Source organism: Streptosporangium sp. NPDC004379 (assembly GCF_042873875.1).
In the GTDB taxonomy this organism is placed as follows: domain Bacteria; phylum Actinomycetota; class Actinomycetes; order Streptosporangiales; family Streptosporangiaceae; genus Streptosporangium.
The window spans coordinates 109,141-121,611 of sequence record NZ_JBIAMC010000010.1 but is presented as its reverse complement, the minus strand read 5'-3'; the positions used below and the strand labels follow the sequence as shown (position 1 = coordinate 121,611).

Here is a 12,471-nt window from a genome sequence, read left to right as displayed (position 1 = left end):
GTCGGCCTCGGTCGCTCCTCGGTCTCGTCGAGGGCCCCGGCCTCGACCGCCGATCGGTCCGGGACAGGTCAGGGTACGCGGGCGACGCCGCCGAGCCAGGACGGGCGGCTGAAGTCGGCGGGCGCCGCCTCCTCCTCCCGGTCGGGACGCCAGGCGTTGATGGGGACGACGCCGGGGTCGAGGAGTTCGAGGCCGTCGAAGAGCCCGAGGATCTCCTCCTGGCTGCGGAGGGTGATCCCGGTCGGTCCCGTCCGGGCGTAGACGTCCTGCGCCTCCTGGACGAGGTCGGGGCTGGTCTGCGCGGCGCAGAAGTGGGAGATGGCCACGTGGCTCCCGGAGGGCAGGCGGGCGGTGAGGTCGCGGACGATCCGCCCGGGGTCCTCCTCGTCCGTGATGAACGGGAGGATCGCCATCAGGAGCACGGCCACCGGCCGGTCGAAGTCGATGAAGGCGCGGACCTCGGGGTGGTCCACGATGCCGGCGGGGTCGCGCAGGTCCGCCTCGACGATCCGGGTGTGCCGGTCGTCCCGCAGCAGCGCGCGGGCGTGCACCAGCACCACCGGGTCGTTGTCGACGTACACCACGTGGGCGTCGGGCGTCACCTGCTGGGCCGCCTCGTGGACGTTCTCCTTGGTGGGGAGCCCGGTTCCGATGTCGAGGTACTGCCGCACCCCCATCCCGGCGAGCGTGCGGACCACGCGGCCGAGGAACGCCCGGTGCTCGCGGGCCAGCAGGCGCAGGTCGCCTCCGGCCTCGCGGGTGATGGCGATGATCTTCTCGGCGGCGTCCCGGTCGGCGGCGAAGTTGTCCTTCCCGCCGAGGAAGTAGTCGTACATGCGGGCCACGTTCGGAACGTGTGGCCTGAGCTCGTGTGACTCCTGTGCACGATGGTGCTCTGCCATGCCCAGATGATCTCCGAACCTGACCCACAAAGAGGGCAAGTCGGAATATCGTTTGCATTCTGTAGCAATCGCCCAGAAGGGTCCCGTCTCCCGGTAAGCCAGGAAAACGCGAAGCCCGGGGTCCCGCCGGTTCCGGCGGTAAGCCCGGGCTCACTTCCTCCCCCTGGCAGGGACGGTGTCAACGACCGTACCGCACCGTCACAGCCTCACGCGGGGCTACGGCGTCAGGCCCAGAGCTGGCCCTCCAGGCGTTCCTCGGCCTCGTCCAGGGTGCCCTCGTAGGCGCCGGTGGACAGGTACTTCCAGCCGCCGTCGGCCACCACGAACACGATGTCGGCCCGCTCCCCCGCCTTGACGGCCTTGGCGGCCATACCCAGCGCGGCGTGCAGGGCGGCGCCGGTGGAGACCCCGGCGAAGATGCCCTCGGTGGCCAGCAGCTCCCTGGTACGGCGCAGCGCGTCGCCGGAGGAGACCGAGTAGCGGGTGGTCAGCACCTCGGGGTCGTACAGCTCGGGGATGAAGCCCTCGTCGACGTTGCGCAGGCCGTACACCAGCTCGCCGTAGCGGGGCTCGGCGGCGACGATCCTGATGTCGGGGACGTGCTCGCGCAGGAAGCGGCCGACGCCCATGAGGGTGCCGGTGGTGCCCAGGCCCGCGACGAAGTGGGTGACGGACGGCAGGTCGGCGAGGATCTCCGGGCCGGTCGTCTCGTAGTGGGAGCGCCAGTTGGCCGGGTTGCCGTACTGGTAGAGCATCACCCAGTCGGGGTGCTCGGCGGCCAGGCCCTTGGCCACCCGGACCGCCTCGTTGGAGCCGCCGGCCGCCGGGGAGGAGATGATCTCCGCACCCCACATGCGCAGGAGCTGGCGGCGCTCCTCGGAGGTGTTCTCCGGCATCACGCAGATCAGCCGGTAGCCCTTGAGCCTGGCCGACATGGCCAGCGAGATGCCGGTGTTGCCGCTGGTGGGCTCCAGGATCGTGCAGCCGGGCTTGAGCAGCCCGTCCTTCTCGGCCTGCTCGATCATCCACAGCGCCGGGCGGTCCTTGATCGAACCGGTCGGGTTGCGGTCCTCCAGCTTGGCCCAGACCCGCACGTCCTCGGAAGGGGACAACCGGGGCAGGCCGACCAGCGGGGTGCGGCCGACGGAGTCGATCAGTGAGTCAAAGCGCATGGTGTGGCTTCCGCGTCGTCCTTCGTGGCGTCCCGGCGGCCGGCCGTACCCGGCCGCACGGCGGGACCTTCGTGGTGTTCCCGCGCCGGCCGTGCCCAGCCGCGCCGCAGGACCTTCGTGGTGTCCCGGCACCGGCCGTGCCCTGCGGCGCGGCGGGAGCCGGAAAGTGGCGCGTCACCGGCCCGCCGGAGGGCCGGTGACGGCGGAGGGCCTGGAAGAGCCCCGTCATGCGGACCCTCCGCCGGGGCGGGGATCCGCGAGGCAGGTCCTAGCGGGCGCCGCCGGCCACGGCGGGCAGCACGGTGACGGTGTCGCCGTCGGAGACCGGGGTCTCCAGACCGCCCAGGAAGCGGACGTCCTCATCGTTGAGGTAGACGTTCACGAAGCGGCGCAGCGCGCCCTTGTCGACCAGGCGGTCCCGCAGCCCGGGGTGCCGGGTCTCCAGGTCGCCGATCAGCTCCTCGAGCGTCGCGCCCTTGGCGTCGACGGCCTTGGCGCCGTCGGTGTAGGTGCGCAGGATGGTCGGAATGCGAACCTCGATGGCCATCGCGGGTCAATCTCCTTGTGTCGTCATGAGAGTGCTCGCCCCCCGGATCAGAACACCGGCGGGCACAGGGGGATTCCGGGCGGGGTTGCAGGGTTTTCCGGAAAGCCGTGGTTCAGCGACAGTCGTAGACGACGACGGTGGGAGTGTGCGCGAAGAGGTAGGTCTGCACGGGCGCCAGGCCCGTGTGCCGGGCCCGCGCGCAGGGACGTGACAGCATGTCGGTCCTCCTGGCTCGGGTCGATGGTCGGCGTGGTCAGTTTACCGAAAAGGAGGATTACGCCCTATGCCGGTGCCCGTCGGGAAGCGCCGGTCCGCGTTCCATGCGGTGAGCGGCAGGCACCGTACGGCCTCCTCTGCGATCCGCGCCCGTACGGCGGGCGCCCGCGGCGGCACGGCGGCGGTCACGCGGGGACGATCTTCACCTCTTCCTCCTCCACCACGCCGTCGATGATCCGGTAGGAGCGGAACTCCGCGTCCTCCCCCAGTTCCTCGCGGGTGGAGACCAGCACGTAGTGGGCGCCGGGCTCGGAGGCGTAGCTGATGTCGGTGCGCGAGGGGTACGCCTCGGTGGAGGTGTGGGAGTGGTAGATGACCACCGGCTCCTCGTCACGGTCGTCCATCTCCCGCCAGACGCGGAGCTGCTCCATCGAGTCGAAGCGGTAGAAGGTGGGCGACCGCTCGGCGTTCTCCATCGGGACGAACCGCTCGGGTGTGTCGGAACCGGCCGGACCGGCGATCACCCCGCACGCCTCGTCCGGGTGGTCGGCCCTGGCGTGGGCGATGATCCTGTCAGCCAGTTCCCGAGAGATCGTGAGCATGCCTGGAAGGTACCAGAGCGCCCCGGAGGACCCGCGTCGTGACCTGGGGTGGGAACCCGGGACGCCCGGACCCGCCCTGATGGGGAGACACCGTCACCCGGAATCCCCCGGGCAGGGGGAACGCCGTCACACGGGGCCGTCCGCGCCGAAGACGCAGCGCCGGGACGGGCCCCGGACCCGCCGGGGACGCCGCCGCCGGGACGCGCCCCGGATCCGGAGGCGGTCAGAGGGCGCGGACCAGGGTGTCCTGGAGGTAGGTCAGCCAGTCGTAGGTGACGTACGCCGGGTAGCGGGGGTCGTCCTCGGCGAGCTCGGCGAACTCCTCGTGGACGTCCTCGGTCACCTCCAGGCGGGTGCCGAGGGCCAGCCGTACGTCGTTGAGGGCGCGCAGCCACGAGTGGGCCTGCTCGCGGGTGAGCTCGACCCGGCCGGGCGCGGCGCTGTCGAGCACGGTCCGGGCGTCGGTCCGTTTGCCGTCGCGCAGGGTGGCCTCGGTGTAGCGGCGGAAGTCCGCGGCGGCCTCCCGGTCGTCCTCGTACGCCGAGGGGAACAACCGGGCCAGCACCGGGTCGCCGGACGGCTCGGACGGCGTGGAGGGCCCGATGCCGAGGGCGCGTTCCAGGGGGTCGTCACCGGTCTCGGGCGGTTCGATCAGGTCGAGGATCTGGGCCGCGAGCGAGCGGAGGATCGAGACCTCGGCGTCCTCGAAGACGGCGATCACCCCGCCCTCGTGTCCTCGCCTGAATCCCGAACTCACCGGCCGCCTGCCTTCATTCGCCTGTCCTCACTCGTCCGCCGTCGCCCGCCGCCGGAACGGCCCCGCGACGAACCTCGCCGCCGGAAAGGTCCCACGACGGACCCCGCCGCCGCACGGCCCCGTGACGGGTCGCCGGGAGAACCCGGCTCCGAAGGGACCTCCACGGCGCGGCTCACGAGTCGTGCTGCACCGTGGCCCACAGGCCGTAGGAGTGCATGATCTGCGCGTCGCGTTCCATCTCCTCGCGGGTGCCGCTGGAGACCACGGCCCTGCCCTTCTGGTGCACGTCGAGCATGAGCTTCTCGGCCTTCTCCCGCGAGTAGCCGAAGACGGTCTGGAAGACGTACGTGACGTAGGACATGAGGTTGACCGGGTCGTTCCAGACGACGGTGACCCATGGCAGGTCTGGCCGGACGTCCGTCTCCGGACGCTCGACCTCCATCGGAGCGATGCCACCCACAGGAACAGTCTGCCCTACCGTCCCCATAGTCTTCGAATCGTGAGTACTTCCACGAGCACCGCGCTGCTGACCGACCACTACGAGCTGACGATGCTGCAGGCGGCGCTGCGCAGCGGGGCGGCGTCCCGCCACGCGGTGTTCGAGGTCTTCGCCCGGCAGCTGCCCGGCGGGCGGCGGTACGGCGTGGTGTCCGGGATCGGCCGGGTGCTCGACGCGGTGGAGGATTTCCGGTTCGGCGACGAGGAGCTCGCGTTCCTCCGTGACGGCGAGGTGGTGGACGAGCCGACCCTCGACTTCCTGGCGGGCTACCGCTTCTCCGGCGACGTGTACGGCTACCGCGAGGGCGAGTGCTACTTCCCCGGCTCCCCCATCATGACCGTGGAGGGCACGTTCGCCGAGGCCGTGCTGCTGGAGACGGTGATCCTTTCGGTCCTCAACCACGACTGCGCGATCGCCACCGCCGCCGCCCGGATGGTCCACGCCGCGGCCGGGAGGCCGATCATCGAGATGGGCTCGCGCCGTACCCACGAGAGGTCCGCGGTCGCCGCCGCGCGCGCCGCCTACCTCAGCGGCTTCTCCTTCACCTCCAACCTGATGGCCGGCCACCTGTACGGCGTGCCGACCGCCGGGACGGCGGCCCACTCGTTCACGCTGCTCCACGACTCCGAGCGGGACGCCTTCCAGGCGCAGATCGTCTCGCTCGGCGCGGGCACCACGCTGCTGGTGGACACCTACGACGTCGCCGAGGCGGTGCGGACCGGCGTGGAGCTGGCCGGTCCCGAACTGGGCGCGGTGCGGCTCGACTCCGGCGACCTGTGCGAGGTCGCGACGGAGGTCCGCGCACAGCTCGACGCGCTGGGCGCGCACAAGACCCGGATCATCGTCACCAGCGACCTCGACGAGTACGCCATCGCGTCGCTGGCCTCGGCCCCGGTGGACGGCTACGGCGTCGGCACGTCCCTGGTCACCGGCTCGGGTGTGCCGACGGCCGCGATGGTGTACAAGCTCGTCGCCCGCGAGGACGCCTCCGGGGTACTCGCGCCGGTGGCCAAGAAGTCGGTGGGCAAGCCCAGCCGCGGGGGCCGCAAGCGCGCCTTCCGGCGGCTCGACGCCTCCGGTACGGCGGACGCCGAGCTGGTCTTCACCTCCGGGGAGGCCGGGGACGCCGGGCCGCTCCGGGATCCGGACGCCGGGCCGCTCCAGGTGCCGGGCGCCCGGCCGCTCCAGGTGCCGCTGGTGCGCGGCGGCGAGGTCGTCGGCCGCGAGAGCCTGGAGGCGTCGCGTGCCTGGCACCGCGAGGCGCTGGCGGAGCTGCCCTCGGACGCCCACCATCTCTCCCGGGGAGACGCGGTCCTTCCGACCGTGTTTGACTAGCTTCGTGACGAATGCACTGATCATCGTCGATGTCCAGAACGACTTCTGCGAGGGCGGCAGCCTCGCGGTGAGCGGCGGGGCGGAGGTGGCCGCCGCCGTCTCGCGGCACGCCGCCGCCCACCGCTACGACCACGTGGTGGCCACCCGTGACTTCCACGTGGACCCCGGCCCGCACTTCGCCGCCGAGCCCGACTACGTCGACTCCTGGCCCGCGCACTGCGTCGCCGGGACGCCGGGGGCGGAGTTCCACCCGGCCCTCGACGACTCCCTCGCCGAGGAGGTGTTCAGCAAGGGCGCCCACGCCGCCGCCTACAGCGGCTTCGAGGGGGCCGCGCCCGACGGCACCCCCCTGGGCCGCTGGCTCGCCGACCGCGGTGTGGACTCGGTGGACGTGGTCGGCATCGCCACCGACCACTGCGTGCGCGCCACGGCGCTGGACGCGGCGGCCGGCGGGCTGGCCGTACGGGTGCTGCTCGACCTGACCGCGGGGGTGGCCCGGCCGACCACCGAGCGGGCGCTGGCCGAGCTGCGCGCCGCGGGGGTCGAGCTCAGCGGCGAGCCGGTGGTCGGCGCCTGAGCGGCGGGGCGTCCGCCGGACAGGCGCGCCCGTTTCGGGGACCGGTCCCGCACCCGGACGGCACGATCGCTCCCGGGGTGACGCCCCGATGACCGGAGGCCGGTCCCGCGCCCGAACGGCGCGGCCGTTCCCCGGGTCCCCGGGGGCGAAGGCCCCGGTGATCCGTTCGTAAAGGACGGTCACGGAACGTCCAAGGCCGACACCACCGGCCGTGGCAGGAGTATCACGGAGAGCGGAAACGCTCTTCGATCTCACGGTGGTGTCCGCCCATGCTGCTGCTCGGTGTCTCCTGGCTGGTCCTGGCCCCCCTGTCCCTGTGGCTGCTGGTGCGCGGCCGGGGCTCGGCCCGGGCGGGGGCGGTGTGCGCGCTGGCCGGGCTGGAGGCGGTCACCGTCTGGGTCAACGGCGGCGGCCCGGGGGCGGCCGTGCCCCGGGACACCGTGGCCGTGGCGGCGGCCGGGCACGCGATCGCCCCGGGCACGGCCGGGCACGCGGGGGTCCACCTCCGGACGGCCGGGCCGGCGCGACCCACCGCACCCTGCGCCGCCCGGCCCGTCGTGCCGGAGCGCGCGGCGCTGGTCCGCCGCGCGGGCGAGCCGCGGGCGCTGCGGCTGTTCTGGCCGGCCACGGCGGACGAGTGCGGCACCGCCACCGTTCTCCTGCGCCGGGAGGGCCGGGAAGGACGCGAGGTGCGGATCTGGCTGAACGAGGGCGCCCTGGAGCACCGTCCGGCCCGAGCCAGGACCGTCCCGGTGGCCGTGTCGGACGGCGTCGCCTCCGTGCGGGCGCGCCTGGCCCCGCCGCCGGTCCGGGGCAGGCTGCGGACGGTGGACGGCCGCAGCGGCCTCCTCATCGCCCTCGACCGGGCCTGACCGCCGCCGAAACCGGGACCAGGTGAGCCTCCAGGTGAGCCTGGACCGGGGCGGGTCCGGCGTCAGGGCGGGCCCACCCCGGGAAAGCCGGGGCGGAGGGTCAGCGGCGCTGGGTGGCCCACTGGCGGATCCGGTCGATCCGCTCCTGGACCTGCTCGGCCGTGGCCTGCGCGATGGCCGGGCCGCCACAGGCCCGGCGCAGCTCCGCGTGGATGACGCCGTGCGGCTGGCCGGTGCGGTGGTTCCACGCCCCCACCAGGCCGTTGAGCTCGCGGCGCAGCTCGGCGATCCGCTCGTGCGGGGCGAGCTCCGTCTCCTTGGGCTCGGGGGCCTTGCGCTGGGCCCTGAGCTGGTCGGACTGGCGCTTGCTCAGCAGGGTCCGCACCTGGTCGGGCTCCAGCAGGCCGGGCAGGCCGAGGAAGTCCTCCTCCTCGGGCGAGCCGGGCTCGGCGGCGGTGCCGAACTCGCCGCCGTCGAACAGCACCCGGTCGAAGGTGGCGACCGCCTCCAGGGTCTCGAACGGCAGCTCGTCGCCGATGACGTCAGGATTGTCCTTCGTACGCTGGGCGTCCTCCAGCAGGAAGTCGTCGAGCCCCTCCTCGGCCGGTCTGCGGTCGAGGACGTGGTCGCGCTCGGCCTCCATCTCCCCGGCCAGGCCCATCAGCGTGGGCACCGAGGGCAGGAACACCGACGCGGTCTCCCCCCGCTTCCTCGCCCGGACGAAACGGCCGACGGCCTGGGCGAAGAACAGCGGGGTCGAGGTGCTGGTGGCGTACACCCCGACCGCCAGCCGGGGGATGTCGACGCCCTCGGAGACCATCCGGACCGCGACCAGCCAGCGGTCCTGCGAGGCGGAGAACATCTTGATCTTCTTGGACGCGTCGGGGTCGTCGGACAGCACGACCGTGGCGCCCTCGCCGGTGATCGAGCGGATGTGCCGGGCGTAGGCGCGGGCCGTCTCGTGGTCGGTGGCGATCACCAGGCCGCCCGCGTCGGGGACGCCCCGGCGCACCTCGGTCAGCCGCCGGTCGGCCGCGTGGAGCACCTGCCGGATCCAGTCGCCCTTGGGGTCGAGCGCGGCCTTCCACGCCTGGCCGAGCTGGTCCTTGGTGAGCGGGGTGCCGAGCGTCGCGGCGATCTCGTCGCCGGCGCGGGTCCGCCAGCGCATCTCGCCGGAGTAGGCAAGGAAGATCACCGGGCGGACCACGCCGTCGGCCAGCGCCGGGCCGTAGCCGTAGGAGTAGTCGGAGACGCTGCGCCGGATGCCCTCGCCGTCCTCGGCGTAGGTGACGAACGGGATGGGGTTGACGTCGGACCGGAACGGCGTGCCGGTCAGCGCCAGACGCCGCGCGGCCGGCTCGAACGCCTCGCGCACGCCGTCGCCCCAGGACTTCGCGTCGCCCGCGTGGTGGATCTCGTCGAAGATGAGAAGGGTCTTGCGGGCCTCGGTGCGCGCGCGGTGCAGCGCCGGGTGCATCGAGACCTGCGCGTAGGTGACGGCCACCCCGACGTAGTCGCGTGAGGTCGCGCCCTGGCTGTTCTTGAACTCGGGGTCGATGGCGATGCCGACCCGGCCTGCGGCGTCCGCCCACTGTCTCTTGAGGTGCTCGGTGGGTGTGACGATCGTCACAGCCTTGATGATCCCCCGCGACAGCAGGTCGCTCGCGATGCGCAGCGCGAAGGTGGTCTTGCCGGCGCCGGGCGTGGCGACCGCGAGGAAGTCACGCGGCGCGCGGCGGCAGTAGAGGTCGAACGCCTCCTGCTGCCAGGCACGGAGCTTCGGCGCGGTGCCCCAGGCTGCGCGGTCGGGGTACGAGGGGGACAGGTGGGATGCGGCGGAAGTGCTCACAGTGTCACCAGCGTAATCTGAGTCGCCGACAGGACGTGCCGATCCGGTGAGATGCTCGCCAATATCGCCTCCGGGTGCTAAAGGGCTCCGGACACCGTACGGTGCCGCCCCCTAGCGGATCCCGGCCACCACCGTGTCGATCTCGGCACGGGTCCGGGGGTCGTCCGGCTGTGCGGCGGCGAGCACGACGACCGGTGGTCCCGTCCGGCCGGTGAGGAACATCACACGCAGGTAGGCCGGGCGGTTGACCACGTCCCTGTACTCCGCCCGCAGGGTGCGGCTGTAGCCCGTCCTCCCGCCGACGGTGACCTCCCGGTCCTCGGTGACCTTCACCTCGTCGCCGTGCAGCAGCAGCCTGCCGTACAGGTCGGCGAGCCGGACCGTCTCCTTGCGCGCGTCGGTCACCGGATCGGCGGGCCTGGTCAGCACGGTCACCAGCCCGTCCCGGCCGGCCACGGAGGTGAACCCGGTGACCGGCGGCGGGCCGCCCGTCCGCCAGCCCTCGGGCAGCGGATAGCGCACTCCGGCGGCGGGGTCGCTCACCGCGGCGGGTCCCGAGGACGACGGCAGGGTCCGCAGCAGGAGTGCGGCCCCCCAGGCGACGGCCCCGCCGGCGACCAGCACGGCCAGCAGCACGAGCAGGACGCGGCGCAGCGGGCCGGGGACGCGGGCCTGGGCGGGGGCGGCGGGCGCGCCGTACAGGCGGGCCGACGGTGGCAGGTCGTCCTCGCGCGGCACTCCTGCGGGCCCGCCGTACCAGCGGGCCGGGGAGGGGAGGTCGTCCTCCTTGGGCTCTCCCGCGTGCCGTGCCCGGCGGGGCCGGGCGGGCGGAGGCGGAGGCGCGGGCTCCTCGGCGATGCGGGCGCGCTCCCCGGCGAACCGGGCGTCCCCGGGCCGGGCCCGCTCCCCGGCGAGCCGGGCGTCCCCGGGCCGGGCCCGCTCCTCGGGCCGCCGGGACCGTTCCCTTCCCGGCGGGGTCCGCTCATCGGCCCGACGGGACCGTCCTTCCCCGGGCCGGGCGCGGTGCTGGCCCCGCCGCCCGCGCTCCTCCGGCGGCCACACCCGGCTGTCGCCTCCGGAGCCCTCGGAGCCCCCAGAGTCCTCAAGACCACCGGAACCCTCGTGGCCTTCGGAGCCTCCGGGGTTCCGGGCTCCCTCGGCGTCCCGAGCGTCCTGCGGCTTCGAGGAGTCCCGGGCGTCACGGGAACCCCGGAGTCCCCGGAACATCCGGAGCCCCCGGAAGCCCGGGGGGTCGTGGTCGTCCGGCGTCCAGAACTCCTCGAAGTCCCGGGGCGCCCCCAGCTGGCGTCCGGGGGCGGGGGACCCGACGGGACGCGAGGGTCCTTCAGGTTCCTCCGGGGGGTGCGGGCGCCCGCCGGGCTCCTCCGGCTGCCACGCCCGGCGAGGCCGTTCGCCCACGACGACTCCCTCCGGTGGTCACGGTCATCCCGTCCTACCATGCCTTCCGGAGGGCGATCAGGCCATAGACCGATCGGGAACCGCCGCGCTCCTCCGTGACCTTCCGGGCGTCCGTGCGGCTCGTACGGCTCGTACGGCTCGTACGGAGATCAGGCCGTGGACCGACGGGGGAAGCGCCGCGGCCGGGCGCGGACGCCACCGGAGGGGCAGCCGAGGCCCGGAGGCGGGCTCTCCGGGGCCGCCGCGATCAGGAGGCGAGTTCTTCCAGGGGGTGCGGCGTTCAGGAGACGGGCGCGGCGGAAGAGGGCGCGGCGGTCAGGAGGCGGGCTCGCGCATGCGCACGGCGATGATCGTGCCGAACAGCCCCACGGCCGCCGTCAGGATGACGATCATGGTGTATCCGGTGGCGATGTCGTCGTGGCCGACCAGGTTGATCAGGACGCCGCCGAACCCGATCATGAGCGCGCTGCCCAGGGTGTCGACGACCTGGAGGGCGGCGGAGTTCGCCCCCTGCTCCTCGTCGGGAGACTGGCGCATCGCGGTGACGCTGATGCTCGCGACGCCGACGCCCATGCCGAACCCGGCGATGATCCAGGCGGGCACGTCGATCCACCCGGTGACGCCCGGCACCAGCGACAGCAGGGTCGCAAGGATGCCGGCGGTGACCGCGGCGGCGGCGATCCGCACCAGCAGGGCGCGGTCGTAGTCGCGGCGGCTCTGCAGGTAGGAGCCGGTGGACCAGCCCAGCGCGCCGGTGGTGAGGGCGATCCCGGCCTCGGCGACGCTGAAACCGCGCACCGAGGTGAGCACCAGCGGGATGAAGGAGTTGACCCCGAAGAACGCCGAGGACAGCAGGCCGCGCATCATGATCGTGGTGGGCAGGCCGCGGCCGAACCGCAGCGCCCCGGTGGGCAGCAGCCGGGGCAGGCCCGCGACCAGTCCGGCCAGGCCCAGGGCGGTGGCGACGCCGCCGACGACGGGGGCGGTGTGCAGGCGGTCCACGCCGTACAGCAGAACACCGGCGCCGGCGGCGGTGGCCGCCGCCGACAGGGTCATCGCCAGCGGCCGGGAGCGGGGACCGGTGGCGGGCACGGGCGCCGGTCCCCCGCCGGTGCGCAGCGCGGGCAGCAGCATGAGCATCGCGGGGATCACCAGCGGCACGATGCCGTAGAAGACCCAGCGCCAGCCGAACACCTCCGCGACGGCGCCGCCGACGCTCGGCCCGATCATCGCGGGCAGCACCCAGGCCGCCGACAGCGCGGCGAACACCTTGGGCCGGACCACCGGGGGGTAGACCCGGGCGATCATCACGTACGTCGCCACGATGGTCGCGCCGCCGCCCAGGCCCTGTACGGCGCGGGCCACGATGAACAGCTCCTTGGAGCCGGCCGCGCCGGCCAGGGCCATGCCGGCGACGAACAGGCCGACGCCGAGGAGGAACGGCGCCGCGTGCCCGCGCCGGTCGGACCACAGCCCCGCGACGACGTTGGCGAACAGACCGGCGATGAGGAAGGCGGAGAAGCTCATGCCGTACAGGTCGAGCGCGTGGAGGTCCTTGGAGACGGCCGGCATGATCGCACCGACGGACATGCCCTCGAACGCGATGAGCGTGACGACGAGCAGGATGCCGAGCGAGGCGGTGCGGTATGCGGGGCCGAAGATACGAGGGGCTTCGTACGGAGTCTTAACCGTCTTCGGTACTGTCACCTCACAAGGGTAGTGTC

The 12,471-nt window shown here is 73.4% G+C and carries 12 protein-coding genes; 3 read left to right on the top strand and 9 right to left on the bottom strand.

The annotated features are described in order from the left end of the window. Positions 1 to 68: 68 nt before the first annotated feature. From ACFYSC_RS22395 to clpS, 6 genes are all read right to left on the bottom strand, one after another. Positions 69 to 902, bottom strand: coding sequence for an SAM-dependent methyltransferase (locus ACFYSC_RS22395; protein WP_389964760.1), 834 nt, complete (start codon positions 900 to 902; stop codon positions 69 to 71). 224 nt (positions 903 to 1,126) lie between these two features. Then, on the bottom strand, positions 1,127 to 2,074 hold the full coding sequence (locus tag ACFYSC_RS22390; protein WP_389964757.1) for a PLP-dependent cysteine synthase family protein: 948 nt from the start codon (positions 2,072 to 2,074) through the stop codon (positions 1,127 to 1,129). 268 nt (positions 2,075 to 2,342) lie between these two features. Further along, on the bottom strand, positions 2,343 to 2,621 hold the full coding sequence (locus tag ACFYSC_RS22385; protein ID WP_179819177.1) for a MoaD/ThiS family protein: 279 nt from the start codon (positions 2,619 to 2,621) through the stop codon (positions 2,343 to 2,345). 401 nt (positions 2,622 to 3,022) lie between these two features. After that, a complete protein-coding gene (locus tag ACFYSC_RS22380; protein WP_362930534.1) occupies positions 3,023 to 3,439 on the bottom strand; it encodes a M67 family metallopeptidase in 417 nt (138 codons plus the stop codon). Positions 3,440 to 3,662: 223 nt separating this feature from the next. After that, the gene (locus tag ACFYSC_RS22375) at positions 3,663 to 4,196 is read right to left on the bottom strand and encodes a DUF2017 domain-containing protein (RefSeq protein ID WP_389964752.1); all 534 of its coding nucleotides are present in this window, start codon (positions 4,194 to 4,196) and stop codon (positions 3,663 to 3,665) included. Positions 4,197 to 4,368: 172 nt separating this feature from the next. Continuing rightward, entirely contained in the window at positions 4,369 to 4,638 is a 270-nt protein-coding gene (gene clpS / locus ACFYSC_RS22370; RefSeq protein WP_389965193.1) for an ATP-dependent Clp protease adapter ClpS, read from the bottom strand. Between the two features lie 108 nt (positions 4,639 to 4,746). On the opposite strand from clpS, the gene ACFYSC_RS22365 reads away from it, so the two are divergent. The 3 genes from ACFYSC_RS22365 to ACFYSC_RS22355 all read left to right on the top strand — a co-directional run bounded on the left by ACFYSC_RS22365 (position 4,747) and on the right by ACFYSC_RS22355 (position 7,479). Then, positions 4,747 to 6,030, top strand: a complete 1,284-nt coding sequence (locus tag ACFYSC_RS22365) for a nicotinate phosphoribosyltransferase (RefSeq protein WP_389965190.1) — start codon at positions 4,747 to 4,749, stop codon at positions 6,028 to 6,030. 4 nt (positions 6,031 to 6,034) lie between these two features. Continuing rightward, the gene (locus tag ACFYSC_RS22360; protein WP_389964749.1) at positions 6,035 to 6,607 is read left to right on the top strand and encodes an isochorismatase family protein; all 573 of its coding nucleotides are present in this window, start codon (positions 6,035 to 6,037) and stop codon (positions 6,605 to 6,607) included. Positions 6,608 to 6,876: 269 nt separating this feature from the next. Continuing rightward, positions 6,877 to 7,479, top strand: a complete 603-nt coding sequence (locus ACFYSC_RS22355; RefSeq protein WP_389964746.1) for a hypothetical protein — start codon at positions 6,877 to 6,879, stop codon at positions 7,477 to 7,479. Between the two features lie 100 nt (positions 7,480 to 7,579). On the opposite strand, the gene ACFYSC_RS22350 is transcribed toward ACFYSC_RS22355, so the two are convergent. From ACFYSC_RS22350 to ACFYSC_RS22340, 3 genes are all read right to left on the bottom strand, one after another. Continuing rightward, complete coding sequence (locus ACFYSC_RS22350) at positions 7,580 to 9,328, bottom strand: DEAD/DEAH box helicase (RefSeq protein ID WP_389964743.1); 1,749 nt, start codon at positions 9,326 to 9,328, stop codon at positions 7,580 to 7,582. 111 nt (positions 9,329 to 9,439) lie between these two features. Then, on the bottom strand, positions 9,440 to 10,390 hold the full coding sequence (locus tag ACFYSC_RS22345; RefSeq protein WP_389964740.1) for a hypothetical protein: 951 nt from the start codon (positions 10,388 to 10,390) through the stop codon (positions 9,440 to 9,442). A gap of 672 nt (positions 10,391 to 11,062) precedes the next feature. After that, on the bottom strand, positions 11,063 to 12,454 hold the full coding sequence (locus ACFYSC_RS22340; protein ID WP_389964737.1) for an MFS transporter: 1,392 nt from the start codon (positions 12,452 to 12,454) through the stop codon (positions 11,063 to 11,065). Between the last annotated feature and the right edge of the window lie 17 nt (positions 12,455 to 12,471).